Source organism: Parcubacteria group bacterium (assembly GCA_016181765.1).
GTDB lineage: Bacteria > Patescibacteriota > Patescibacteriia > UBA2169 > UBA2169 > CG10-46-32.
On record JACOYR010000004.1, the window covers coordinates 222,119 to 245,149 of the forward strand.

General features: G+C 55.2%; 24 protein-coding genes. 6 read left to right on the forward strand and 18 right to left on the reverse strand.

Annotation, left to right across the window (positions count from 1 at the left end; genetic code table 11):
• Positions 1–4 precede the first annotated feature (4 nt).
• The 10 genes from thyA to HYT31_03655 all read right to left on the reverse strand — a co-directional run bounded on the left by thyA (position 5) and on the right by HYT31_03655 (position 8,261).
• A complete protein-coding gene (gene thyA / locus HYT31_03610; protein ID MBI2050870.1) occupies positions 5–934 on the reverse strand; it encodes a thymidylate synthase in 930 nt (309 codons plus the stop codon).
• Between the two features lie 6 nt (positions 935–940).
• Complete coding sequence (locus HYT31_03615; GenBank protein ID MBI2050871.1) at positions 941–2,086, reverse strand: hypothetical protein; 1,146 nt, start codon at positions 2,084–2,086, stop codon at positions 941–943.
• 2 nt (positions 2,087–2,088) lie between these two features.
• On the reverse strand, positions 2,089–3,207 hold the full coding sequence (locus HYT31_03620) for a 2'-deoxycytidine 5'-triphosphate deaminase (protein MBI2050872.1): 1,119 nt from the start codon (positions 3,205–3,207) through the stop codon (positions 2,089–2,091).
• 141 nt (positions 3,208–3,348) lie between these two features.
• The gene (locus tag HYT31_03625) at positions 3,349–4,023 is read right to left on the reverse strand and encodes a 50S ribosomal protein L1 (protein MBI2050873.1); all 675 of its coding nucleotides are present in this window, start codon (positions 4,021–4,023) and stop codon (positions 3,349–3,351) included.
• Between the two features lie 87 nt (positions 4,024–4,110).
• A complete protein-coding gene (gene rplK, locus HYT31_03630) occupies positions 4,111–4,539 on the reverse strand; it encodes a 50S ribosomal protein L11 (protein MBI2050874.1) in 429 nt (142 codons plus the stop codon).
• 13 nt (positions 4,540–4,552) lie between these two features.
• Positions 4,553–5,098, reverse strand: coding sequence for a transcription termination/antitermination protein NusG (gene nusG, locus HYT31_03635; protein ID MBI2050875.1), 546 nt, complete (start codon positions 5,096–5,098; stop codon positions 4,553–4,555).
• 2 nt (positions 5,099–5,100) lie between these two features.
• Entirely contained in the window at positions 5,101–5,289 is a 189-nt protein-coding gene (gene secE / locus HYT31_03640; GenBank protein ID MBI2050876.1) for a preprotein translocase subunit SecE, read from the reverse strand.
• 82 nt (positions 5,290–5,371) lie between these two features.
• Complete coding sequence (gene gyrB / locus HYT31_03645; protein ID MBI2050877.1) at positions 5,372–7,378, reverse strand: DNA topoisomerase (ATP-hydrolyzing) subunit B; 2,007 nt, start codon at positions 7,376–7,378, stop codon at positions 5,372–5,374.
• Between the two features lie 3 nt (positions 7,379–7,381).
• Complete coding sequence (locus HYT31_03650; protein ID MBI2050878.1) at positions 7,382–7,819, reverse strand: DUF86 domain-containing protein; 438 nt, start codon at positions 7,817–7,819, stop codon at positions 7,382–7,384.
• On the reverse strand, positions 7,803–8,261 hold the full coding sequence (locus HYT31_03655; GenBank protein MBI2050879.1) for a nucleotidyltransferase domain-containing protein: 459 nt from the start codon (positions 8,259–8,261) through the stop codon (positions 7,803–7,805). Before HYT31_03655 ends, HYT31_03650 begins: the two co-directional genes overlap by 17 nt.
• A gap of 834 nt (positions 8,262–9,095) precedes the next feature.
• Here HYT31_03655 and HYT31_03660 point away from each other — a divergent pair.
• Both HYT31_03660 and HYT31_03665 read left to right on the forward strand, forming a co-directional pair.
• Positions 9,096–10,049, forward strand: a complete 954-nt coding sequence (locus HYT31_03660; GenBank protein MBI2050880.1) for a hypothetical protein — start codon at positions 9,096–9,098, stop codon at positions 10,047–10,049.
• A gap of 288 nt (positions 10,050–10,337) precedes the next feature.
• Complete coding sequence (locus HYT31_03665) at positions 10,338–10,892, forward strand: hypothetical protein (GenBank protein ID MBI2050881.1); 555 nt, start codon at positions 10,338–10,340, stop codon at positions 10,890–10,892.
• An 88-nt stretch (positions 10,893–10,980) separates the two neighbouring features.
• Here HYT31_03665 and HYT31_03670 read toward each other — a convergent pair whose 3' ends face one another.
• Entirely contained in the window at positions 10,981–12,036 is a 1,056-nt protein-coding gene (locus HYT31_03670) for a Fic family protein (protein MBI2050882.1), read from the reverse strand.
• A gap of 171 nt (positions 12,037–12,207) precedes the next feature.
• On the opposite strand from HYT31_03670, the gene HYT31_03675 reads away from it, so the two are divergent.
• Positions 12,208–12,414 carry a hypothetical protein gene (locus tag HYT31_03675; GenBank protein ID MBI2050883.1) on the forward strand — a complete coding sequence of 69 codons (207 nt, stop codon included), beginning with the start codon at positions 12,208–12,210 and terminating at the stop codon, positions 12,412–12,414.
• 6 nt (positions 12,415–12,420) lie between these two features.
• A complete protein-coding gene (locus HYT31_03680) occupies positions 12,421–12,690 on the forward strand; it encodes a type II toxin-antitoxin system RelE/ParE family toxin (GenBank protein MBI2050884.1) in 270 nt (89 codons plus the stop codon).
• 48 nt (positions 12,691–12,738) lie between these two features.
• Here the strand turns inward: HYT31_03680 and HYT31_03685 are convergent, their stop codons facing one another.
• Positions 12,739–13,125 carry a hypothetical protein gene (locus tag HYT31_03685; protein MBI2050885.1) on the reverse strand — a complete coding sequence of 129 codons (387 nt, stop codon included), beginning with the start codon at positions 13,123–13,125 and terminating at the stop codon, positions 12,739–12,741.
• 26 nt (positions 13,126–13,151) lie between these two features.
• On the opposite strand from HYT31_03685, the gene HYT31_03690 reads away from it, so the two are divergent.
• Both HYT31_03690 and HYT31_03695 read left to right on the forward strand, forming a co-directional pair.
• On the forward strand, positions 13,152–13,511 hold the full coding sequence (locus tag HYT31_03690; protein ID MBI2050886.1) for an STAS domain-containing protein: 360 nt from the start codon (positions 13,152–13,154) through the stop codon (positions 13,509–13,511).
• Between the two features lie 33 nt (positions 13,512–13,544).
• Positions 13,545–14,543, forward strand: coding sequence for a hypothetical protein (locus tag HYT31_03695; protein MBI2050887.1), 999 nt, complete (start codon positions 13,545–13,547; stop codon positions 14,541–14,543).
• A 77-nt stretch (positions 14,544–14,620) separates the two neighbouring features.
• On the opposite strand, the gene HYT31_03700 is transcribed toward HYT31_03695, so the two are convergent.
• The 6 genes from HYT31_03700 to HYT31_03725 are packed head-to-tail and all read right to left on the reverse strand — an operon-like array spanning position 14,621 to position 22,825.
• Positions 14,621–15,580: a calcium/sodium antiporter gene (locus tag HYT31_03700; protein MBI2050888.1), complete on the reverse strand. Its 960-nt coding sequence runs from the start codon at positions 15,578–15,580 to the stop codon at positions 14,621–14,623.
• 44 nt (positions 15,581–15,624) lie between these two features.
• Positions 15,625–15,936, reverse strand: coding sequence for a hypothetical protein (locus tag HYT31_03705; GenBank protein MBI2050889.1), 312 nt, complete (start codon positions 15,934–15,936; stop codon positions 15,625–15,627).
• Positions 15,937–15,945: 9 nt separating this feature from the next.
• A complete protein-coding gene (locus HYT31_03710) occupies positions 15,946–18,315 on the reverse strand; it encodes a phenylalanine--tRNA ligase subunit beta (protein ID MBI2050890.1) in 2,370 nt (789 codons plus the stop codon).
• 1 nt (position 18,316) lies between these two features.
• Positions 18,317–19,342 (reverse strand): phenylalanine--tRNA ligase subunit alpha, encoded by a 1,026-nt coding sequence (gene pheS, locus HYT31_03715; protein ID MBI2050891.1) that lies wholly within the window; start codon positions 19,340–19,342, stop codon positions 18,317–18,319.
• Positions 19,339–19,713 carry a hypothetical protein gene (locus HYT31_03720; protein ID MBI2050892.1) on the reverse strand — a complete coding sequence of 125 codons (375 nt, stop codon included), beginning with the start codon at positions 19,711–19,713 and terminating at the stop codon, positions 19,339–19,341. Before HYT31_03720 ends, pheS begins: the two co-directional genes overlap by 4 nt.
• A gap of 49 nt (positions 19,714–19,762) precedes the next feature.
• Complete coding sequence (locus HYT31_03725) at positions 19,763–22,825, reverse strand: ATP-dependent helicase (GenBank protein ID MBI2050893.1); 3,063 nt, start codon at positions 22,823–22,825, stop codon at positions 19,763–19,765.
• Between the last annotated feature and the right edge of the window lie 206 nt (positions 22,826–23,031).

Below are 23,031 nucleotides of genomic sequence, written 5' to 3' on the forward strand. Positions count from 1 at the left end.
TGTATTATACCGCAATCGGCGCTTTTATGGCAGGGTGCGGGTCATAGCCAACCAGCTCAAAATCATCAAACTCAAAATCAAACACGTCTTTGACTTCTGGATTCAGCTTCACCTGCGGCAATAAGCGCGGCTCGCGGGAAAGCTGTTCCCCTGCCTGCTCAAGATGGTTCTTGTAGATGTGCGCGTCCCCGAACGTGTGCACAAAATCACCCAGCTTGAGGCCCGTGGTCTGGGCCATCATCATGGTCAAAAGCGCGTAGGACGCAATGTTGAACGGCACCCCAAGAAACATATCCGCAGTGCGCTGGTACATCTGGCACGAGAGTATTCCGCGGTTGACGTAAAACTGGAACATGGTGTGGCACGCGGGCGGGGAATTGGTTTTGCTTTTGACGAGCTCCTGGATATCAGCCACGTTCCACGCATTTACGATAATGCGCCGCGAATCAGGGTTGTTGCGGATCATCTCCTGTGCCTGCGCAACTTGGTTAATGGTTGAGCCGTCCTTTGCTTCCCAACGGACCCACTGCTTGCCGTACACCGGCCCCAGATCACCCCACTCCTCGGCGAACGCCGCATCCTCTTTGATGCGCTCCACGAACTCTTTCATTTTCTCGTGCCACCCCTCCGTGTACATGGGAAACTGTTCAGTGAGCCCCTGGGCTTTCAACCACGCCTGGAATGGCCACTCGTTCCAGATATTCACGCTATTGTCCACGAGGTACTTGATGTTGGTATCGCCCTTCAAAAACCACAAGAGCTCGTGCAGAATCAGGCGAATCGGCACTTTCTTTGTGGTCACCAGGGGGAATCCTTTGGACAGGTCAAACCGAATCTGCCGGCCAAACACGCTGCGCGTGCCAATGCCGGTGCGGTCGCTCTTATCAATCCCGTTTTCCTTGATGTCGCGAAGAAGTTCTAAATACTGCTTCATACGCCATTATTGTAGCACGCGGCGCACCTGTTCCCAAATGAGCCCATGCACCTCCGGTATGGAGAGCAGGCGGCCGTCCGGCGCGCACTCAATGAGCTTGAAACCCGGAAACAGGGCGCACATTTCGCGGTAGGTCTGGGACGCAGCCTCAAGGTGGGAAACATCATCCTCGTGCACGTCGCGCGTGGCCCCGGACAAATACGCGCGCATCGCCTTTTGGTCAATGTTGAGCTGGCCGATCTGGGCCGGAACGTGCAGGACCACCGTGAGGTCGGGCCGCGGGATGCCGAACACCCCATACTCGTATTGGTCCAACCACTCAAAGTACTGCTGGCGCGCCTCGCGCGTTCGGAACTTCGCGCCCTGGTGGCCCATGTTCGCGGACACGTACCGGTTCGCGACCACCACCTTCCCCTGCTCAAGTTGTTCGGCCAGCCCGAAGCTCGCATCATACCGGTCCAGCATAAAAAAGAATGACGCAACATACGGGCTGACCTCGCCTCCGGTCCCGTACGCGCCGTTCAAATAGTTTTCAACCAAGCCCGCGGACTTTTTTCCGTACTGCGGAAAATCAGCTTTAACGGCAGCGTGCCCTTCCGCGCGCAAGCGCTCAATAAGCAGATCAGTCTGCGTCCCCTTGCCGCTCCCATCTATGCCATCTATGACAATAAATTTTCCACTTTCCTGCGGCGAGGCCGCTGATTGCGGAATTGACGAAACAGGCGCCCGATTGTCGGTTGACCCAAACCCTCCCCTGCCCGCATTGCCCGTGGCCAAAACCTCCTCCCACTCCGCCCGGCCGACCGGCAGAAACACGGCCTGGGCAACGCGGTCCCCGCGCTTGATGATGACGGGCGAATCGGTAGGGTTGTAGAACTGCAAAAGAATCTCGTCATTGTCCCCGCAAAAATCGCGGTCAATCACTCCCTCGGTGATAAGCAGTCCGGTCTTTTTCAAAGTGCTGGAGCGGTCCGTGACCCAGAGCATGTACCCCGCAGGAATCTCCACCGCCACATTGGATGGCGCGCGTCCCATGCCGCGGGCGGGAATCACGGTATCCGTCCGCACCACAAAATCAAACGCAACCGCGCCCGAGGTCTCGTACTGCGGGAGCGGGAGCGATGGATCAATCCGTTTGATGCGCACCCGCATACCTACTGCCAGGTCTGCTTAAAGTGCTTGGAGAGCTTGGGACCTGTGCCGGTGTAGGATGACCCGATTCCGGAACTGTACAAAACCTCCGGGACTTCCAGCATGTGCTCGTACACCATCTTGCAGATAATCTGCCCCCGCGTTAAGCGGAACGGCACGTTGTGCGCGCGCACCTCAAGCACCGCAGGCGTGCCCGCGCCCGCGCCGGCCTCGCCGAACCCCCAGCCCGGATCAAAGAATCCCGCATAGTGGGAACGCATCTCCCCGCTTGCGGTGTCGTAGGACGCCATTTCCCCGGCAAACGCCGGGGGGAACGTGATGCGCTCAATGCTCGCGAGCAAATAGAAGTTGTTGGGCACCAGAATCAGCTCCCCGTTCTTGGGGCGCAGGATGGGCTCCCAAAAATCACTGGGCTCATACTCGCCCACCAAGCCCAGGTCAATGGCCTTGGTGGTATCGTGCTTGGCGCGGAATCCGATCACCTCCCGGGTCTCAAGGTCAACGGTCAGCATCAAGCCCCCGCCATTGACGAGCAGCATGTTCTGCATCACGGGCGTGCCGCTCTGGTTAAACAAAATCCCGTGCTTCGCGTGCGCGAGCCGCAAATCGCTCTCCCGCGCGAGGTAGGGCCCCGCGGTGCGGAACCGCACCTGGTTTGCGGCAAGCCCGGGGTGGATCTTCACCACAAAATCCAAAGGGATCACCTCTAAATAGAGCTGGCCTTTGTACCCGGGGGGAATGTAGTCAAACCGCGGCGTGTGGTCGCACAATAATCTGACAAACAAGCCCACGCGCCCGATGGAGCTCTTGGGGTTCGCATACGCGTACATGCCCGGCGCCAAATCCACGTACTCGTTCAACGGGATGATGTAGGATGAGTTCGGCTCAAGAATGGTGCCGGGCTTGAGCTCAAAATCATAAAGCGTGCGCGCCTTCAAAATCTCCCAGATGGTCTCATTGGGCTTGGGCAGAAAGCTGGAGCTGGTGCGGTACACGCGGTCAGAGAGCGTCAGGTCCAAGGACGCGGGCTGGATCTGTTTTTCCGCAATCGCCCCTTTGGAAAAAATCATGGGGTTTGCCCCAAAAATGAGGTCTTTGATTTTTTGGTACGGCAGTGTCATACAAAAAAGGGGGCTCTCCCCCTCCCTGGCCCTTTAGTGTACCAAAATACATTGTGATAAGACACTAGACAAAACCGCACGGCTGTTGGCTAATCCGTGATGTTCTCCACCACTTCTCCCCAGGAACCTAAAAACCAGTGCTTACATCTGAACCGGAATGCCTGGACCCATAGTCGTGGCAAGGGTCACACTCTTGATGAACGTGCCTTTGGCTGCTGCGGGTTTTGCGGCTTTCACCGCGTCATACGCGGTCTGGATGTTCTCTTTGAGCTTGCCTGCGTCAAACGAAGCACGCCCCACCAGGATGTGGATGTTGCCCGTGTTGTCGTTCTTAAAGGAAATTTTTCCGCGGGAGAGCTCGTCAATGGCTTTTGCAATATCCGGGGAAACAGTGCCGTTCTTGGGAGAAGGCATCAAGCCGCGCGGCCCCAGGATTTTCGCAACCGGAGCAAGCTTTGGCATGAATGCGGGCTCCGCAACCAAGACGTCAAAATCCATCTTCCCGACCTGGATCTCTTTGATGAGCTCTTCCCCGCCCGCAATGTGCGCACCTGCGGCTTTGGCTGCGGCAGGGTTTGCGGTGATAGCAGCGATCTTCTGCTTCTTGCCCGTGCCGTGCGGCAGGCTCGCGGTTCCGCGCACCTGCTCGTCCGACTGCTTCACGTCTATGCCCGTGCGCACGTGGAGCTCCACGCCCGCGTCAAACTTAGTGTTGCCCGCATCTTCAAGCCGCGCCAACGCCTCGTCCAGGCTGTATGTTTTGCCAGCCTCAACTTTTTCTTTGAGCGCCCGGTAGCGCTTTGAATGTTTTGCCATAGGTTCTTCAGCCGCTTACAACGGCCGGAGTGGTGCGAACGAACGGAGACGAATCCGCTCTCCCACATGCGAATGAATTAAATCAACTTATTTTACCTCCAGCCCCATCTGCTTGGCCGTGCCCTCAATGGTCTTCATGGCGGCCTCAATGCCGTTGGCGTTCAGGTCAGGCATCTTCACCTCCGCGATCTCTCTGATCTGCGCCCGGGTCACGGTGCCCACCTTTTTTGTGTTCGGCGTGCCGGACCCGCTCTTGATCTTCGCGGCTTTCTTCAATAATTCGGACGCGGGCGACGTTTTGAGGATGAACGAAAAGCTGCGGTCCGTGTAAATGGTAATCACCGCCGGAATCACCTCGCCTCTCTGGTCCTTGGTCTTGTCGTTGTACTGGGCGCAGAACTCGCCCATGTTCACGCCATGCGGCCCGAGCGCAGTTCCCACCGGAGGCGCCGGGTTTGCGGCTCCGGCCTGGAGCTGCAGCTTGACCACTGCTTTCACTTCTTTCTTTTTCGCCATACGATTAAATCTTTTAAATCTTTTCTACCTGTAAAAAGTCCAGTTCAACCGGGGTTTCCCTGCCGAACATGGAGACCAGTACTTTAACTTTTCCGCGGGATTTGTCAACGTCGCTCACCTTGCCCTCAAATTCCTTGAACGGCCCGTCCACGATCTTCACCGGCTCGCCGGCCGAAAGGTCAACTTTGAACTCGGGCTCTTTCAGGCCCATGCGCTTCTGCATGGATGCGACTTCAGCCTCGGCAATGGGAGTCGGCGTGGTGCCGGTGCCAATGAACCCGGTCACGTTCGGGGTGTTGCGCACCACGTACCAGGAGTCGTCGGTCACGACCATCTCCACCAGCACGTAGCCGGGGTACACCTTTTCCGTCACCTGGGTGCGCTTGCCGTTCTTGATCTTGATCTTGGTCTCGGTCGGCACCATCACGTCAAAAATTTTGTCCCCCATGTCCAGGGATTCAATGCGCTGCTTCAGGTTGCGCGCCACGTTCTCCTCATAGCCCGAGTACGTGTGCAGCACGTACCACCTCCGCCCTAAATTGCCGGTCTGCTTCGCCATACTTAAAAGGCCGCGAGCGCGTACTCCAGAAGCCAGCTCAAGCCATAGTCTGCCCCGCCCAAAAATGCGGCAATGCCAACGGAAACTGCTATCACGAGGATCGTGGCATTCATGGTCTGCTGGCTTCCGGGCCACGTGACTTTGCGCAGTTCCTGGCGCGAATTCTTGAGGTATTGGATGATTGCGTTCATGTTTTCTATCTAAAAATGCCCCCCAGGGGCACCAATTACTGCACCCATTATACCATAATGGGAAAATAATGCAAGTGCCACGCTAAATATCCAAATTCTGCACGTCTTTCGCGTGCGTCTGGATGAACTTCTTGCGCGCCGGAACCTCGCTGCCCATCAAGATGTCAAAAATCTCATTCGCCTTTTCAGCGTCATCCATAGTCACCTGCTTCATGAGCCGCGTTGCCGGATCCATGGTGGTTTCCCATAGTTGGGAAGGGTTCATCTCGCCCAAACCTTTGTAGCGCTGGATGTTGATGGAGCCGCGCGCTTCCGTCACAATCGTCTCCCCTTCTTCCTCACCCAAATATCTAGCCTTTAATGTATCCAATTCAGCATCCGAGTACGCGTAGTGGAACTGGCGCCCCTTGTCCACGCGGTACAGGGGCGGCTGGGCGATGTAGAGGTGCCCGCGCGTAATCACCTCCGGGAAGTACCGGAAGAACAGGGTGAGCAACAGCGTGCGGATGTGCGCGCCGTCAACGTCCGCATCCGTCATGATGATGACGCGGTGGTAGCGCAGGTCGTCCATGTTGAGCATGTCCCCGATGTTCGTGCCCATGGCAATCACCAGGGATTTGATTTCGTTGTTCGCGAGCATCTTGTCAATCCGGGCGCGCTCCACGTTCAGAATTTTTCCGCGCAAGGGCAGGATGGCTTGGAATCTGCGGTCCCTGCCTTGTTTGGCCGAACCGCCGGCTGAATCCCCCTCAACGATGTACAGCTCGCACTCGGACGGGTCTTTGGATGAGCAGTCCGCAAGCTTTCCAGGTAGCGCAAACCCGTCTAAGGCTCCCTTGCGCAGCACGGTATCGCGCGCCGCGCGCGCCGCCTTCCGTGCCTGTGCCGCTAAAAGCGCCTTGCCGATGATGGCTTCTGCCTCGCGCGGATGCTCCTCCAGCCAAATCGCGAGGGCATCGGAAAATACCGTATCAACCGCAGGCCGCACCTCTTCGTTGCCAAGCTTTGCCTTGGTCTGGCCCTCAAACTGCGGGTCCATGACTTTCACGCTCACGATTCCGGTCAGGCCTTCTCTCGTGTCTTCGCCCTGCAGATTATCATCCTTTTCCTTCACAAACCCCTTGTTCCGGGCGTACGCGTTCAACGTGCGCGTCAGGGCCGTGCGGAACCCCACTAGGTGCGAACCGCCCTCAATGGTGTGGATGTTGTTGGCAAAGCTGAACACGTTCTCGTTGTAGTCATCCACGTACTGGAACGCAACCTCCACGTTCACGTTATCCAGCTCCTTTTCCACGTAAAACACGTGTTCATGCTTGGGCTCGTGGTTGCGATTGATGTGTTTGACGTAGGAGGCGATCCCGCCCTCAAAGTAAAAGCTGTACTCCTGCTCCGCGTCATCCCGCTCGTCGCGGATGGTGATTTTCACGCCCTTGGTCAAATACGCCTGCTGGCGCAAGTGGTCCAAAATGTAGTTCCAATCAAATTCCAGAGTGGAAAAAATCTGGTCATCCGGCTTAAACGTGATGGTGGTCCCGGTTCCGCGCGCATTGCCCACGGCTTTCACGGCCTTCAGGGGCTTGCCGCGCTTGTACTCCTGCACCCACAGCTTGCCCTCGCGCTTCACCTCCGCGCGCACGGTCTCGGACAGTGCGTTGACCACAGAAACGCCCACCCCGTGCAATCCGCCGGACACCTTGTACCCGCCCTGCCCGAACTTGCCGCCCGCGTGCAGTTTGGTCAAGACCACCTCAAGCGCGGACACTTTTACCCCGGGGTGCTTGTCAACCGGAATGCCGCGCCCATTGTCCGTGACTGATACCGTGGAATCCGGCAAGAGCACCACCGTGATTTCGTCCGCGTGCCCGGCCATGGCCTCGTCAATGGAGTTGTCAACCACTTCCCAAACGAGGTGATGCAATCCTTCGCGCGCCGTGTTGCCGATGTACATGCCCGGCCGCTTGCGCACCGGGTCCAATCCTTCCAAAACAGTAATCTGGGCCGCGCCGTATGCTGCCTTTTTCTCCTTGCCCGCCGATGAGGCGGGGTCTTTTTTTGGCTTTGATGCTGGTTTTACTGTTTTCTTGGGCATACGCTAGGCGTGCTTGTCTAAAAATGTGCTGTAAGAATCGGCAAACTGCTGAAAAACATCAGGGGCTTTCTGCAAATACGCATACACTTTTTTAAAATCAACATCTGCATACTCATGAATAAGCAAATTTCTGAATTTTGTCATATCCTTATTCTCATTGATTATTTGTTGCGGAACAACTCCGACTTCTCCCAAAAGGCGCACAATATCAGAGTAATCTTCGGCTGATTTTTGAAAAACAGTACTCAAAATATGATTTCCCGCATCAGTTATAATCGCAATCCCAATCGCTAAATCAAACATAGCCGCCCCGTTCAACTTTTTGTCAGCGATAAAATCCTCTTGAGTTTGCGCCTCTTCGGCATATTCCCGCAAATCACTGATGAGATCTTGCAATTTCATCAATTTTTTTTGAATTGATTTTCTATCTAGTGGGGACATATATTTCCGGTTTGCCAAATGTTTTATGAACCAAATGTCGGCGCATGATTTGATACTGTGTTTCGCGGATGTGGTTTGTGTCTTCGTATTCTCTCCTGATTTTTTGCTCAATCATAAATCGCTGTTCCTCATCAGTAACATACAGCGGCTTTGCGTAAAACACGGCGCGATGTTTCAACAGCGGGCTCTTGCATGTTTCCAAATTAACCACATCAACGCGGTCAATCTTAAACACACTCCCAATATCGGACATCATGCTCAACTCCAAATCAAACTGCTTGTCTTTTGGTACTTTCTTGGAAAAAACCACGGCAATGTCCACATCCGACAAAGGACCGACATTACCCCTGGCGCGCGAGCCAAACAAATACGCCAGCGCAACCTTGCGCTTTTCAAAAATCGGGGCCAGTTTTTGCTTGATTTCTTCAATGGTTTTGGTCATATAATCCAAGTTTGGATGATGATGTCAGTATAACAGATATTTTTGATGAAATAAAGGGTTGATGATGCAGTTTTTGCGCTAATGTTGGGGAAAAATAAATGATGAAATATGGCTAATTTTAGCCTATCTTGTGCTATTGACATTATTTTGTAGGTGTGGTATAATAGATACATAATCAAAAGCCAAAAAAACCGTTCTTTGATAGAGGTGTTGCGATGATTGCTTAAGCCCTTGAGCCATTATCGCAACACCTCGCAAAATAAGGACTGCCCGCAGAGGGCGTATGGACACATTTCCGCAATTCCGCGGAGATGGTCCCACTCAATAACGCCCGACAGGGCAGGAGAAAAAACAATGCGGTACCATTGGGCAATCATGAATGAAGACGGCCGGCCCCTGGCGTACTGCCAGGAAGACACCCACATCGTCCCGCCAGAGGGACGACACCAAGAAGTTTGCATTCGGGGGTACTTCCTCCGGAGGATCGGGAAATCCTCCAGCCGCTTCGTCCGGACCATGGACGAGGCACTGGCCCTCGTACCCGGCGGGGTGAGGTACGAAGGCTGGTACCGCGGGGCTACCTGGCCCTGCGGTGACGGCGTGCCCGACTGGTGACCCGTCACATCGGCAGTCGGACGAACTCAATGCAACCAATGCAACGAGTTTCGTCCGACTGCCACCTTTCCCTGCCCTCAACCAAAGTTGAGGTTAGAGAAAAGATTAAAACCGCTCTTTAATTGGAAGGTGTTGCTATAATGGCTTAAAGTCATTTGAGAGATTATAGCAACATCTTCCGTAGTTTTCACCCACCCTCGTACACAAGGAGATAAGACAGTGTTCACCCGTTTCGCAGTGCTCGCAGTAGCCGCGCTCGCGGCCATCACAGGGTGCGCGGGTCCTCGGACCCTCGCGCCCTCACACGTCGCTACCGACGACGGCGACTTCAACCACCCGCTCATCGAAGAGATGCAGGGGGTTGGTGCGGGCATCGCGCCCTCGCACAAAGAGCTGGCACGCATCACGGAGCTCGCCCGCGAAGCCGAAGCGTCGCTCAAGCAGGACCCCACCACAATAGTGACGAGCCACACCAAGACGGCGCGGTTCTCAACCGGCGCCATTGCCACGTTCGCATGGGATCTGGATACCGGCGGCGATGCGGAGCTCACCGGAAGGATGCTCATCAGCAGCAACACGGACACGGCAAACGATGAGCGCGATAGCGTGTTCACCTCGGTGCAGATCAAAGAGATGCGGACCACCCTCTTGGACGGCAGCGGACGGAGCAGTCGCACGGTCATCATATCCGTGTGGGCCAGCCGGATCGGCTGCGAGCCGCGCGAATCCAAACAGGAGCTCGCAAAGCTCCTCAAGGGGTTCGTCGGTTACTCAAGCAGCTATGTGGATATGGCGGAAGCCAACATCCACACCATCGCGTCTTGGCTCCGCGACGGCATGCCGGCCGCGGAAAACGTCAGTGTCCGGTTCACCGAGGAGAACGAACTCCGTCAGGCAGTCACGCGCGTGGCGCGCAACTGGCACACCTCGGTCCGCCGCGACAGCGTGTTCTATCGCGTGGTGAACGAGCTCTCGCGCGACGGCACGCGGCTCGTGCTTCCGTCCCACGTCAGCGAGCTCTCCCATGACCTGGAGGAGCTCAACGTCATCAGCGTGGCGGAAGAGCAGTGGGGCGCCGATGCCTGGCGCAAGCTCATCAAGTACCACGATGAGCAGGCGTTCGCCGCCGAGAAAGAGCGGCTCCTCGCCCTGGTGGAACGGCTGAAGGGATAGCCGAACCACCACCCCCCCCCCGCTCCCGCGACCGCGCAGCAGTAGCGCACCGGCAGTCGGACGAACTCAAACCAACGAGTTTCGTCCGACTGCCACTATTCCCTGCCCTCAACGAAAGTTGAGGTTAGAGAAAAGATTAAAACCGCTCTTTTATCCGAAGGTGTTGCTATAATGACTTAACAAATTGTTTGAGAGATTATAGCAACACCTTCGTAGTATTCACCCCACCCTCCCACAAGGAGAAAACAGATGTACCGATTCCGCTTCATCCTCGCGCTCGTGGCCGCCATGGCCATCGCAGTCGTGGCCTGCAGAGACAAGGCCGTGACCACGCTCAACGACATCGTCACCGACACGGTGATTGAGGTCGCCGTTGCCTCCCTCGCCCAGGACATCAAGGCGGGAGACGCGGGAAACTGGTCGTACGCCGACTCGTACGGCCCGACCTGGACCGCGAACACAAAGGCCCGGCACGCAATCTTCGCCGATCACCTCGGTGAGGATTGGTTCGACCTCGTGTACGACAACAAGACCGACTACCGGGAGCGGGCTATGCGCATCGCCCGCGAATCCCTGGACACGCCCGAGGAGCTGTGGGCCGCGTACCTTCGCCACAAGGCGAAGGTCATCGCCGAGATCCGAAAGCACGGCATCCAGGACGATGTCGTCAGATACTCAACCGCCGCCCTGCCCTACTTCTCGCCGCCGGGCGGCGAAGAGCTCACCGACCCCCACGGCGACCACGGAGCCAAGGAGTGGGCCGAACGTCGGCGAACCGAAGGCGGCGACGCCCTAGTCGTTGCCTGGGGCGAGGTCATCGCAGATCTCGCCAGTTCACTGTAGTCGCCCGCCCCCAACGGCGGCCGCATCATCGGCCCGCTGCCAAGCTAGAAGTTATAGCAAGGCAGCGGGTCTTTTTTTATGCGCGGGCTTATTTCACCGCATAATTTTTCGCGGCAAACACGTACTGCTCTATGAAGATAGCCTTAAATGGAATAATTGAATTAACCTCGTAAAACACGAGGGTCGCTTCGCGGTAGTCTTTCTCCTTTACGCTCCGATAGGATAGAGGCGCGCAGTTGTGCGCCAGCAATATCGCGTTTGCCATAATGCGCGCGGTGCGCTTATTGCCGTCATTAAACGGCTGAATGTAGCTGATGCCGAGCAAGGCCAAGAGGGCTTTGGCATAGGGGGTTTTCGCCCTTGCCATGGCGGCCGCCAGCGCCTCTACCGCCTCTCTAATCTGATGCGCGTTGTCCAGCGGCCGATACTTGGAACCGGTTACGCCGACCGGTTTTTGGCGCAATCCCGCGCCCACGCTTAAATCTTTCACTACCATGCCATGCAGTTGTTCAAGATTAGGGCGCGTCAGAACGCGAAACTCTTTCTTATGTTCGTACACAAACTCAAACGCGTCCTTGTGATTGAGAATCATGCGGGCTTCTTTTTTATCATGCCCAAGAGCTTCCTTGCGCTCTAAAATAAGCTTCTCCGTGTCAAGAAGCGTATACGTATTCCCCTCAATCTTTGATGATTTCCAGGACAGTTCTATGATGAGCCGTTCTAATTCTTTCTTTTGAATGGCCCGCGGTAACCGCGCCGTCCGCGCATGATATTCGTCGGTTGCCTTTTCAAGAGCGGCTTGTTCGGCCGGAGTGAAGATATCGGAGAGGAACGACGGCAGCAGATCAAAATTAAAACGCGCGAGCCCAAAGCGCTCGTCCGGTTCCGTGGCGCAGTAACGGTTCGCGTCCACCTCGCTCCAGATGCGCCCTAAAACGCTGATGCCGTACGCGCGCGACCGGCCGCGGCCAAAAGCGGCCAAAAGCCCCGCCGCGGCCATGCGGGATAGTTCTCGCTTAATGGTTACCAGCGAGGTTTCTTGGCCTTCTCTGGCCAGGCGGCTGTGAACCTCTGAAGAACTTATGAAATCTTGGCGTAGAAATAAATCCAGTATTTTTTGCTGCTTTGAACTGATTATGGTCATAATCGTATCATTTATACTAATTAATCGTATCAAAATGATACGATTATGTCAAACATATCGCCCGTAACCACTCACAATGGTAAGCTAGAAGTTATAGCAAGGTAGCGGGCCATTTTTTTTGACTAAAATAGCTTGTAGTGTTAATCTAGTAGTATAGAGAATCCAATACATATGGAAACAGCAACAATGCCTAAAAAAATAAGCTCCGCATCATTACACGAGCTTAAACCGTTTATTGTGCAGACAATTTCCGAAGTCTTGAACGACCCTGATTTTGGTTTAGAGCTAAGCGATCGGGCGCAGGCAAGGCTGCGGCAATCCAGAGAATCTTCGGATAAAACAATCTCGTTCAATGATGTCAAAAGAAAGTATCATTAAACCCATATGGGGGAATGGGAGTTGGAATTTTCCGTTGCGGCCGAGGATGACCTCGCCGCGCTTGATAACGAACTGCGGCAGAGAATCATCAATAAGCTTGATTGGTTTTTGGAAAATTTTGATTCGCTTTCTCCTGAATCATTAACCGGCGAGTACAGGGAATTTTATAAATTGAGAGCGGGCCAGTGGAGAATATTCTATAAGGTCAACTGGCAACAAAAGACAATCACGGTCCACTATATTGACCCGAGAGACAAAGCGTACAGGAAAAGATAGCGAGTGATGCGCACGCGGAAAACAACGCCATATTTTTATGCCGTTTTTTTATTCGCCGCCGTTTTTTTGACAATTCCGTGTTTTTGTAGTAATACAAAGAAACACGCTGCCCGCAAAAACAGCGCAACGCAACAAAAATTGACCTTTACATAACCACAAAGTGTAGAACGATTCATCAAACCCTTCCCCGAAAGGGAGAAAGAGCATAGGCTCATGAGCGGCGCAGGCACCGAAGAGGTCCCTTGGGCAAGTGCCGTAGTTGTCGTTACGGTCAGCGACAGCAACAACGACTTGGAGTGCGTACGGAAATTCGTGCGCGGGATATCCGCGCCCGATGCAGACCCGGCCGACTGTTGTGTGGATGTGGATGAGGTGCGGCAGTACAAAAACCGCCGGGGTGAACAGTGCACCGAGCTTTACCTGTTCCGCCCCCAAACCCCAAAACCCTAAGGAGGCAAGGCATGAACCTCACCCAGGAACAGCACGGAAATGTGGTTGTGGTCACGTTCCACGGCGATGTACTGGATGCGCGCAACGTCAAGGAATTCCGCCAGGCCATGGACCCCATCCTTGAGCAGCACGACACCATGATCCTGGACATGTCCGAGATTACATTCGTGGACTCCTCGGGTCTGGGCAGCCTCTTGGACTGCCTGCGCAAGCTCACTACTGACCGCGACGGCAGATTTGATCTCTGCAGCCTCACGAGGCCAGTGCGCACGCTCTTTGAGATGGTGCGCATACACCGCATTTTTGAGATCCATAACACCCGCGAAGATGCACTTCAGAGGCGCCAAAAAAAAGGCGCAGACACAGAGTAGTGTTTTTCCATCACGCACAAGGAGAGAAAAGGCATGAACATGGGTCGCACGGTGTTCGGGTACCACGCGGGCCGGGCAGGCTTGGACGCGGCCGGAGGAACTGCCGGGCCGCCGGTTGGCCTGGATGACCTCCGCAAGAGCGCGTACACGCATGTGGGCGTTCCCATGGACCACGCGGATTCCTACGTCCAAACACTCATCAGTGTTGCCGGAGTGAGAGTCATCCGCACCATGGAAGCGCAGTGGAACCCGGGCCTGAACAAGAGAGACCTCGGCCGCATCATCCTGGACTTTGTTGATGTGCACCAGCCGGGCCCGTTCCTCTCTACCTGGCTCATCAACATTCAGGAGCCGTGCCACGGGTTTGCCTGGAATCTGGAGCACGACATCACGGACGCGAGCCTGTACCCCATCACCGCGGCGGACATGCATCTCGCCAGGCTCTGGAAGTTCAACCTCGCGGTTCCTGCCCAGTACGTCGCGTTCCGGTGCCAGCAGTTTACAATCATCGCCCGGCTCATGAAAAAGCTGGGCGCCGCGCACTGGGGCGAGTTTACGGTCATCATCTACTCCGAGTACGGGGAGGGGGCGCGCGAACGGTACGGCTGTGACTGGAACCAGCTCTCAAACCCGTTCCTCAAGCTGGGCGCAGAGGCCTTGCCGCTCATTGACTACGCCCACTGCGCCTACTTCGGCGGGGTAAAGCTCTCTCCCGAGTACCGGAACTGGCTTGCGAGCCTGCCCGAGAACGGGCTCAAGGTCCTGCACAACACCCAACTGCCGCATCCCTTAAACACCCCGGAGGGCCACCGCGGCCAGGTCGCGGACAGGCTCGGGCTGATGGCAAACCGCCCGGGAGACGGGTTCGGAAGCTGCGACGCCGAGGCGGGAAAAGGCCAGCTGCACCTCTGGGACGACCCGGACCGGGACGTGAGCCGCGCCATCACCCAGGGCATGCGCCTTGCCAAGGACCCGGGCCTCGCCGTGCTGCAAAGCATGAGCTGGGGCCAGATCAAGGCGAGCATGGCGTAACGCGCGCCGCGCTCGCAGTACAACAAACGGACTCCCTGCCGCTCTGGCCGGGAGTCCAATTTTTTTTAAGGGCGAGGTTATCCCCAAAACTTGACGCTGTACACCGCGTACAAGAGGTACCCCATCACCAAGACCGCGCCCTCAAACCGCGTCAGCGTGTGGTGGGACTTGAAGAGTGCGGCAACCAGGATCGCGGCAAAGATGAACGCCGGAAAGTCAAAAATCAAAAGGTCCGGGTTGATGGCAATGGGCGAAATGAGCGCGGCAACGCCCACCACCAAATGGATGTTCATCACGTTGGAGCCGATCACATTGCCGATGCCGATGCCGGGCTGGTGCTTGGCAGCGGACACCAGGGTTACCACGAGCTCGGGGATGGACGCGCCGATTGCGATCACGAGAATGCCCACCAAGAGCTCGGACACGTTAAACTGCACGGCAAGCGCAAGGCTTGAATCAACAAACAATTTTGCGCCGAGGATGATGAGGACAAGCCCGAGTACAATCCGCACCCAGGCCCTGCCGGTTTTGAGCGCTTCCTTCTTGCGGCGCCGGTGCTTGTGCGCGCCCAGTTCCTTGCGCATCTCCGCGTGGGACGTGCGGATGGAGTACCACTGGAACGCAATGCCGAGGAGTATGAGGATGATGGCGTCCCCGCGGCTGACCGTAAGGTCAAACGCCAGAAAGTAGATGAGCACTGCGGCAAGCATGACCCAGGGAAACTCGTGCTTGAGGGTGCTTGCGTGGATGCGCAAAGGGGCTATCACCGCGGCCAAGCCGAACACGAGCGCGAGCTTGAGCACCGAGGAGCCGATGGCATTGCCGATGATGAGGTCATTCGCCCCGGAGAGCGAGGCCGTGATAGCGATGGACGTCTCGGGCATGATGCCCCCGAGCGTGACCACGGACAATCCCACCACCGCGGTTGAGACGCCCATTTTCGCGGCAAGCGCGGACGCGTGCGACACGAGCAAGTCAGCGCCCTTGTACAGGGCAAGTATGCCGATGCCAAAAAACAGGATTACGAAAAACATCATTGCAAACGTAGGTTAGTTTCTGTTTTGGTTTTGCGGAACTGCGGCTATGATGCGGCCGGTGGCGCTTCTTTTTCTTTCTTTTCCGCGGGCTCTGCGTCTTCCAGCAAGCGGAAATCCAGGTGGAATCCGCCCCAGCGCTTGGACGAAAAGTTGTACGCCCACGCCACAACGGCGCCCACAACGGCCCCGATGATCCCGAAGAGCACAATGCCGATAACGAGCGACACCGCGCCCGTGCCGAACGCCGTGGTTCCGGTTGCCAGGGAAATGATCGCAAAGATCACGTACACCACCACCGCGAGAAAGCCAGCCACGCGGGCTGATGATTTTAGGGAAACTGTTTTTAGTTCATACATATGTTTTACTTACCTAAACGAAACGTTGTATTTTTTTGCGAGTACTGACCGCAGTTTTTCCATAATCACATCAACTTCTTTTGATTCTAACGTCCGGTCCGTGGAGAAACAGGTGAGGCGCACGGTCAGGCTCGCGCTTGTTTCCAGGCCGTGGTAGGAATCAAACAACTCAACCTTTTTTATGAGCGGATTAAAATGGGAAATCGTAGCCTCAAGCTCCCTGTATTCTACCACAGAAGGCACGGAAAGCGAAAGGTCGCGCTCCACAACCGGGTAAAACGGAATAGGGGCGTATACTGCTTTTCCCTTTGCGCGGGCACCGGAGAGCGCCTCCACGTCAAGGAATGAGATTGCGCACGAGCTCCGAAACCGCAGTCCCGGAACCGTTCCTCTGGGATGGATGGTGATGAATCCAATGGGACGCTTGCGGACGCCTATGCGGTACGTGCCGCGCTCCTTTTCCATGGTCAGCTGCTCACCCGTGAATGACGCGATGATTCCGACTAAGGTGCGGAACAGTTCCTCGTCTGACTGTTTCGTGTTGATGAGCCCAATGGCCGCTTTCCAGGACTCGCCTTTTGTTTTGCGGAACACCTTGCCGATCTCAAACAAGCGGAACGCATCGCGCGAGAGCAGTGATGAATTCTTGGAAAGTTTTTCCAGCATCCACGGCCCAAGCGAAGTTCGCAGGTACGGAAATTCATCGTTGACCGGGTTGGTAAGCTTGATGTGCTCCGCCTTTGCGTGGCCCGAAAGTTTGATGGCGCTTTCCTGGTAGAACGAGTACGTCAAAAGCTCCGTGAATCCGAGGCCCGCCAAAAAGTGGCGCAACGCATGCCGCAGCTCGTGCAAGGGTAGAACCCTCGGGCTTGCAAGCGTTGCCATGGGCAAGGTCTTGGGGAGCTTGTTGTAATCAAGCATCCTGCCGATTTCTTCTATGAGGTCAGCTTCCTCACGTGTGTCATGCATCCGCCATGACGGAATCTTGACCTCTAATTTCCCCCCTTTGCCAAGGGGGGGACGAAGGGGGGGTCTTGACGTGCCAGCCACGACAAATCCCAGTGATTGCAGGATTGACTTGATTTTTGATGCCGGAACCGCAACTCCGAGCAAGCGATGCGCTTCAGCCACTGACAATTTGATGGAGCGCTTGGGAACTTCCGCGCTTCCGGATGACACAATGCCTTTGAGCACCACGCCGCCTGCCAGGTCGCGGATAGAGGCGGCGGCGCGGTCAATCGCCTCTTCTACGATACTTGGGTCCACGCCTTTTTCAAATCTGCTGGATGATTCACTGCGCAATCCAAGAGCTTTTGACGTTGCGCGCACAGATGCGCTATTGAACACCGCAGCCTCCAGGATGATGTTCTGGGTGCCGTTATTGATGCCGGATTCTTTACCCCCCATAACCCCGGCAATTGCCGCGGCGCGCTTCTCATCAGCCACCACGAGCATGCTTTCCGTGAGCGTGTAGGTTGCATCGTCCAAGGCAATGATTTTTTCCCCGCGCTTTGCGCGCCTAACAGTTATCGTGTCCCCTGCCATCTTGTTCGCGTCAAATGCGTGCAAGGGGTGGCCCAACTCGTACATCACGTAGTTTGTCGCGTCAACCACGTTGTTGATGGATGCAATGCCAGCCTGGGCGAGCCGGTTGGAAAGCCACAGCGGAGACGGCGCGACTGAAACGCCCTGGATCACGCGGGCGCAATAGAGCGGGCAGAGCTTCTTGTCCGCGATTTTAACGGTGAGAGATGATGATGCGCTGGTGCCGCTTTCCTTTATTCCCCCTCCTTTATTAAGGAGGGGGCGAGGGGGTGGTTTGAGCTTGAGCCCATACAGCGCCGCAACCTCCCTCGCAAGCCCGCGTATGGAAAAACAGTCGCTGCGGTTCGGGGTAATGGCAAGCTCCAGCACAGCCTCATCTAATCCAAGAAATTTGACCGCGTCAGCCCCTATTTTCGCGTCTTTGGGAAGAATAAAAATGCCGGAGTGGTCATCGTTTATGCCCAGTTCTCTTGGTGAGGCCAACATGCCGTGTGATTTGATGCCGCGCACGGATCTAGCCTCTATCTTCAAGCCCGGAACGCTTCCGCCAACCAAAACGCAGGGAACCTTTTGGCCGACCGCAATGTTCGGGGCGCCGCACACAATTTCCAGCAATGACTTGTTGCCCACATCAACGTACGCGATCTGCAACTTGTCCGCGTTCGGGTGCGGCTTAATGTTTTTGATCTGGCCCACCACGATTTTTGACAAACCATTGGCATTGTCCGTAATCTTCTCAACTTCTGAACCGGACAGCGTTAAGCGCTCCGCAATCTCGTGCGGTTTCGCTTTCACGTTCACAAATTCTTTCAGCCAACTGATTGGTAGATTCATATTAAAACTGCTCAATAAACCGCAAATCCCCGCCGTATGAGAGGCGGATGTCATCAACCCCGTAATACAGCATCATCAAGCGGTCAATGCCCAGGCCGAACGCAAAGCCGGACCACTGTGCGGGGTCAACCCCCATATTAGCCAATACATTCGGGTGCACCATGCCCGAGCCGAGCGTCTCTATCCAGCCTGACTGCTTGCAGAACGAACAGCCCTTTCCCCTGCACAGTAAACAGCTCATATCAATGTCCATGGACGGCTCCGTAAACGGGTAAAAGTGCGGGCGCACACGGATTTTGACCGCATCTCCGTACAAGCGTTTGAGGAAGAGTTCCAGGGTTCCCATGAGGTCGGTCACGCTGATGGCGCGGTCAATCACCAGGCCCTCCACTTGGTAGAACGTGGTTTCGTGCCCCGCATCCGTTCGCTCGTTGCGGAACACGCGCCCCGGAACCAGTAATCGCACCGGCGGCTTACGCGTCTTCATGGCGCGGATTTGCACGGGAGACGTGTGTGTGCGCAGCACTAAGGGGCGGCCGCGCTTGTCAGCCTTGCCAACGTAAAACGTGTCCTGGATGTCGCGCGAGGGGTGGTCGCGCGGCACGTTCAGCAAATCAAAATTATACTCCTGGGTCTCCATCTCCGGGCCCTCCACCACCTCATACCCCATCGGAACGAAAATAGCTTCTATCTTTTCCAAAAAAAGGGTGATGGGGTGCACATGCCCGACTGCGGGCGCAATTCCCGGAAGCGTGTGGTCAAACTTACGTGACGTTGATGTGCCTGCTGGCGAAACAGATTTCTTTTTTTGGATGATGTCCAAAATGTCTTTTTTGACGTCATTGATGAGCTTCCCGACTGCCGGGCGTTCCGCGTCAGCCAAAGATTTCATTTCCTTGGAGATGCGCGCGAGCTCTGCTTTGCGCCCCAAAAACTGCGTGTACAGCTTTTCAATGGCTGCCGCGTCAGTTGCTTTCTCAAACGCAGCCATTGCGTCCTTCCGCAGTTGTTCCAGGCGCTTCTTCATAGCCCCTGCGCCTCCTCCTTGCCGATGAAGAACACCTCAATCAGCACCACCGCAATAATGAGGATCCCTGCGTTCCACCAGGTGAGCAGTTCAAAGCGCGAGAGATACAAAGCCAGCACCACCACGATTGACAAAAATGACGCTTGGCGCAGGCTTACGGCGACTGGCCGATCTTTCTTGCGCAAGCGGCGTGTTGCGAGCATGAGCGTGCCGAGCAAGCCCCATAAAAACAAAAACAGAGATGCGGTCACAAACACAAACCCGGTCCACGCCGCTGACCTCGGATCAACATTGGTGAGGCCGAAAAACAAGAGCCCCGCAAAAACGAGGGTCGTAACCAACATGCCGATGATGGCGTTTTTGTGTTCCATACAGCCTGTATTGTAATAGAAACACGCCCTTTTGACAATACGGGGCGCCCTAGATGATGCCCGCCTCCCCCAAATCACGGAGGTACTCCACGTCTTCGGACGGGAAAAACCGGTCCTCGGAAGGGCTAAAGTCGCTCTCATGGATGCGCTTGATCACGCCTAATATCCAGTCTTTCACTTCCTGCTTGTCTTTGTCCGTCCCGATGAATGGCACGAGATTTTCTCCAGACTTAATGTTCTCGGCATCAATATAGTGGTACGCCAGCTCGCCAATTTTTTCCCTGAACACCTCTTCCGCCGCAATCTGGTAGATGAGGAGCTGGAACTTGTCCTCTTTGGAGAGCGCTTTTTTGGGCGTGCCGGTCTTGTAGTCAACGATCCTAATGGAGCCGTCAGCCAGCTGGTCGCAGCGGTCCATCCTGCCCACAATGGTATACTCCCCGACTTTGATGCTGAATCCGCGCTCAAGCGCTTTTACCTGCGGGACAACGCCGGATTGAGAGAGGTGTTCGTAAAAATCCTTGAGCCGGCTTGCGCCTTGCTTGCGGTATTTTTCTTTCTGCTCCGCGTCCTCGTACCAGTCATCAATCCAGCTCTTTTCATAGATGTCCAACAGCTCATCAAGCGCCACGCTTAATCCGTTTTTTGGCGATTCAGTGCGGTTGCCGAACAAATCAGTCTGCCCTGCCCGCTGCTTCTGCGAAACCAGCTGGAAAAACTGCTGCAAGGCGGCGTGCATGGTGGAGCCGTAGCTGAACACGTACTTCCCTTTCATAGGCACCTTGTAGATGAACTGCAGTTTGTACTCAAACGGGTCAGCGTCAAAAATTTTAAGCTGGGTGAACGAAAAGCGCGTGGGAATCGGGAGCTTGAACGGCGCTGTCGGGCCGCGGCGGGCGCGGGGCAAAAAGCTCGTGTGGTCTCCGGCCAGGGCCTTAACGCTCGGCGCAAACGGCTTGTGCGCTTCTCCAAGTTCAACCAAAAAACGCGATAATTTTTTCTTCTGCGTTCCGCCGTAGCTCTCGGCAGAGGTAAAAAAGAGCCCACTCTTCGCGCGCGTCATGGCCACGTAAAACAACCGTCGCTCTTCCTCCAGGTGGTGGTCCCCCTCGGGAATCACTTCTTTGATGAGCGCATCCGGAATCTCAATAGCCTCGCGGCGTTCAATGGTCGGAAACCTCCGGTCCACCAGGTTGGTGACGAATACATATTTGAATTCCAAGCCTTTGGCGCTGTGTATGGTCATGACCCGCACCATTTCCGGCCCGCTTTCCGCATCCGGCGGCAGGGACCCGGAATCCCCGGAATCGCGTTCCTGTTTGATGATGCTGACGATATCTTTGACGCGGCCGTCCCCGATCGCGGCCTCAATTTCCTTGAGATGCTCCCAAAAGTAGCGCAAGTACCGGTATTCGCGCATTGAATCCGCATCCGGCATAGCGTTCAGATAATCAAAGTACCCCTCATCCTGCATCCAATCAAATAATAGTGAGGTTGGCTTTTGGGTCTTGGCTGCATCCCCGTACTTTTCAATCCAGGACCGCACGCGTTGCATCTCAAGCAGCGCGTCACTGTCCGAAATACCGGCCCGCTGGGGCGCGCGCAAAAGCTCGTACAAGGCAACATTCTTTTTTGATGCGTAGTGCGTAAGCTTGATGATATCCTCAATCGGGATAGTTAAAAACAGAAGATTCAGCAAGCGGAATATGGCGCGCGACTCGTGGTAATCGTCCAACACGTCAAAAAACGCGAGAATGTTCGCCACAATGGTGGTTTTGTACAGCCCGGATGCCGCATAATTTTGGTGCGGGATGTTGATTGATGCGAGCGCATCTTCAAAAATCGCGGCTTGACTGTTTGCGCGGACCAAAACCGCAAAATCGTTCCAGGTAGCATCCTTGTCCCGCTTTTTTAATTCGGCGATTGTTTCCGCCACAACGCGCGCCTCGTCCGGCGCTGACGCGCAGTGCAAGTGCTCAACTTTCGCAATTTCCTTGGTCTGTGATACAAGCTTTTTATTTAGATCAAACTGCTTGGCAGCCTCCAGGCGGTTCGGGTTGTTGAGCTGGATAAAGTCGTACGCCGCGTCCAGAATGGCCTGGCCGCTGCGGTAATTTTTTACGAGCGCCACCGTGGCCACATCCTTATAGTCTTTTGAAAATTGAATGACATTGGACATGCTTGCCCCGCGGAACCGGTAAATGGACTGGTCATCATCCGCCACCACCGTAAGATTGTCCTGGGGCTTGGCCAGCATTTTCACCAATTCATACTGCGCCCAGTTCGTGTCCTGGAACTCGTCAACCAGCACGTGCTTGAACTGCTCCTGGTACTTTTTGAGCACGCCCGGGCGCTCGCGGAACAGCTTCAAGGTATAGTTGATGAGATCCCCGAAATCCATCTTGTTATTATCCAGCAAGAGCTGCTGGTAGGCGTGATACGCATTCGCCATTTCCACGACGCGACACGCCTCCTCCGAATCCCTCTTCTCTGTCTTTGAACTTTGAGCTTTGAACTTTGAACTTTTGCCGCCGCTCGCCTCCATGTCATCAGATGATGCCCGCAAAGATTCCGCATATTCTAAATACGCCTCCGGCGTTATCTCTTCATCTTTCAAACGCGAAAAGTGCGAGAGCATGGAGCGGATGAACTTGGTGGGATTGTTCGTGGGCTGGTAGTAGTCCAAATTAAATTTCTGCAAGTGCGCGCGCACCAAGAGCCACTGGCCCGTGCCATCCAAGAGCTCAACATCCCCGGGCAAGCCAATGTCCAGGGCATGGCTGTCCAAAATACGCTGGCAGAACGTGTGGAACGTGGACACCCACAAATCCACGTACCCGTACGGCAGAAGCTTATCGCAGCGCTCAATCATTTCATCAGCCGCCTTGTTGGTGAAGGTCAAGGCCAATATCTCGTCCGGCTTGATGCCTTGCTCCATAATCAACCAGGCAATCCTACGGGTGATAACCGTGGTTTTGCCGGTGCCGGCTCCGGCCACAATCAAAAGTGGCTTGCCTTTGTGCTCAACCGCCTTTTTCTGTTCCGGATTGAGCCCTTCTAATATCTCCCCTACTCGCTGAGGAGGGGGCGAGGAGGTGATTTCTGTTTCCATAGCTCTATTGTATCACAACCTTGCGAATTTACAGCCATATTAGCGAAAAATCATTATTTTAGGCTAATTAAAGCCCTATTTTACTACCGGTATTTGACTATTTTCTATGGGTATGGTATAATTATATAGTGAATTGAGGGCTTGAGAGAACAAATAGAGATTCTTGTTCCATATTCCGCCAGAAAGGCGGACACATTTGGGGAGGT

What these genes read in the sequence shown, in the direction of transcription:
- HYT31_03700 (MBI2050888.1), bottom strand. Translation starts at nt 15,580, where the DNA reads ATGATGTTTTTCGTAATCCTGTTTTTTGGCATCGGCATACTTGCCCTG.
- HYT31_03725 (MBI2050893.1), bottom strand. Translation starts at nt 22,825, where the DNA reads ATGGAAACAGAAATCACCTCCTCGCCCCCTCCTCAGCGAGTAGGGGAG.
- HYT31_03710 (MBI2050890.1), bottom strand. Translation starts at nt 18,315, where the DNA reads ATGAATCTACCAATCAGTTGGCTGAAAGAATTTGTGAACGTGAAAGCG.
- HYT31_03690 (MBI2050886.1), top strand. Translation starts at nt 13,152, where the DNA reads ATGAACCTCACCCAGGAACAGCACGGAAATGTGGTTGTGGTCACGTTC.
- thyA (MBI2050870.1), bottom strand. Translation starts at nt 934, where the DNA reads ATGAAGCAGTATTTAGAACTTCTTCGCGACATCAAGGAAAACGGGATT.
- pheS (MBI2050891.1), bottom strand. Translation starts at nt 19,342, where the DNA reads ATGAAGAAGCGCCTGGAACAACTGCGGAAGGACGCAATGGCTGCGTTT.
- HYT31_03665 (MBI2050881.1), top strand. Translation starts at nt 10,338, where the DNA reads ATGGCCATCGCAGTCGTGGCCTGCAGAGACAAGGCCGTGACCACGCTC.
- HYT31_03625 (MBI2050873.1), bottom strand. Translation starts at nt 4,023, where the DNA reads ATGGCAAAACATTCAAAGCGCTACCGGGCGCTCAAAGAAAAAGTTGAG.
- HYT31_03720 (MBI2050892.1), bottom strand. Translation starts at nt 19,713, where the DNA reads ATGGAACACAAAAACGCCATCATCGGCATGTTGGTTACGACCCTCGTT.
- nusG (MBI2050875.1), bottom strand. Translation starts at nt 5,098, where the DNA reads ATGGCGAAGCAGACCGGCAATTTAGGGCGGAGGTGGTACGTGCTGCAC.
- secE (MBI2050876.1), bottom strand. Translation starts at nt 5,289, where the DNA reads ATGAACGCAATCATCCAATACCTCAAGAATTCGCGCCAGGAACTGCGC.
- HYT31_03650 (MBI2050878.1), bottom strand. Translation starts at nt 7,819, where the DNA reads ATGTCCCCACTAGATAGAAAATCAATTCAAAAAAAATTGATGAAATTG.
- rplK (MBI2050874.1), bottom strand. Translation starts at nt 4,539, where the DNA reads ATGGCGAAAAAGAAAGAAGTGAAAGCAGTGGTCAAGCTGCAGCTCCAG.
- HYT31_03615 (MBI2050871.1), bottom strand. Translation starts at nt 2,086, where the DNA reads ATGCGGGTGCGCATCAAACGGATTGATCCATCGCTCCCGCTCCCGCAG.
- HYT31_03675 (MBI2050883.1), top strand. Translation starts at nt 12,208, where the DNA reads ATGGAAACAGCAACAATGCCTAAAAAAATAAGCTCCGCATCATTACAC.
- HYT31_03705 (MBI2050889.1), bottom strand. Translation starts at nt 15,936, where the DNA reads ATGTATGAACTAAAAACAGTTTCCCTAAAATCATCAGCCCGCGTGGCT.
- HYT31_03680 (MBI2050884.1), top strand. Translation starts at nt 12,421, where the DNA reads ATGGGGGAATGGGAGTTGGAATTTTCCGTTGCGGCCGAGGATGACCTC.
- HYT31_03695 (MBI2050887.1), top strand. Translation starts at nt 13,545, where the DNA reads ATGAACATGGGTCGCACGGTGTTCGGGTACCACGCGGGCCGGGCAGGC.
- HYT31_03655 (MBI2050879.1), bottom strand. Translation starts at nt 8,261, where the DNA reads ATGACCAAAACCATTGAAGAAATCAAGCAAAAACTGGCCCCGATTTTT.
- HYT31_03620 (MBI2050872.1), bottom strand. Translation starts at nt 3,207, where the DNA reads ATGACACTGCCGTACCAAAAAATCAAAGACCTCATTTTTGGGGCAAAC.
- gyrB (MBI2050877.1), bottom strand. Translation starts at nt 7,378, where the DNA reads ATGCCCAAGAAAACAGTAAAACCAGCATCAAAGCCAAAAAAAGACCCC.
- HYT31_03670 (MBI2050882.1), bottom strand. Translation starts at nt 12,036, where the DNA reads ATGACCATAATCAGTTCAAAGCAGCAAAAAATACTGGATTTATTTCTA.